Source organism: Nocardia sp. NPDC059228 (assembly GCF_042754245.1).
GTDB lineage: Bacteria > Actinomycetota > Actinomycetes > Mycobacteriales > Mycobacteriaceae > Nocardia.
The window spans coordinates 1-1,105 of record NZ_JBHZAL010000164.1; the positions used below are offsets into that span (position 1 = coordinate 1).

Annotated in this window: 1 pseudogene; it reads right to left on the bottom strand. The window is 70.9% G+C overall.

The window, feature by feature from the left end:
• Window positions 1-1,105, bottom strand: a pseudogene (locus tag ACFXKA_RS43205) (2-oxoglutarate ferredoxin oxidoreductase subunit alpha); the annotation flags it as partial.

Genomic DNA, 1,105 nt, shown 5'->3' on the forward strand with positions numbered 1-1,105 from the left:
GCCCGTACCCGACGGACGCCGGCGGCGATCGGGCCGTAGGTGGAGCCCCACCCGATCACGAGCACCTTGGCGTCGCCGGTCGCGTCGTCGACTTCGAGGTCAGGGACCTGGATGCCGTCGATTTTGGCCTGGCGGGTGCGGACCATGAAGTCGTGGTTGGCGGGGTCGTAGGAGATGTTGCCGGTGCCGTCCTGTTTCTCGATGCCGCCGATGCGGTGTTCGAGGCCGGGGGTGCCGGGCACGGCCCACGGGCGGGCGAGGGTGTGGGGGTCGCGTTTGTAGGGCCAGAACACGTCGGTGCCGTCGGGCAGGGTGTGGTTGGGGCCGGTCGCGAACTGGACGCGCAGGTCGGGCAGTTCGTCGGTCTCGGGGATGCGCCAGGGTTCGGAGCCGTTGGCGAGGTAGCCGTCGGACAGCAGGAACACCGGGGTGCGGTAGGTGACCGCGATCCTCGCGGCCTCGATGGCCGCGTCGAAACAGTCCGCCGGGGTGCGGGGCGCGACGACGGGCACGGGTGCTTCGCCGTTGCGGCCGTACATCGCCTGGAGCAGGTCGGCCTGCTCGGTCTTGGTCGGCAGACCGGTCGAGGGCCCGCCGCGCTGGATCGCGACCACCAGCAGGGGCAGCTCCAGCGACACCGCGAGGCCGATCGTCTCCGACTTCAGCGCCACACCGGGACCGGAGGTGGTGGTCACGGCGAGGGACCCGCCGAACGAGGCGCCGAGCGCCGCGCCGATGGCGGCGATCTCGTCCTCCGCCTGGAAGGTGCGGACGCCGAAGTTCTTGTGCCGGGACAGCTCGTGCAGGATGTCCGAGGCGGGGGTGATCGGGTAGGAGCCGAGGTAGAGCGGCAGGTCCGCCTGGTGGGAGGCGGCGATCAGCCCGTAGGACAGGGCCAGGTTCCCGGAGATGTTGCGGTAGGTGCCGGCCGGGAACGCGCTGGTGGCCGGCGCGACCTCGTAGGAGACGGCGAAGTCCTCGGTCGTCTCGCCGAAGTTCCAGCCCGCGCGGAAGGCGGCGACGTTGGCCTCGGCGATGTTCGGCTTCTTCGCGAACTTCGTCCGCAGGAACTGCTCGGTGCTCTCGGTCGGGCGGTGGTACATCC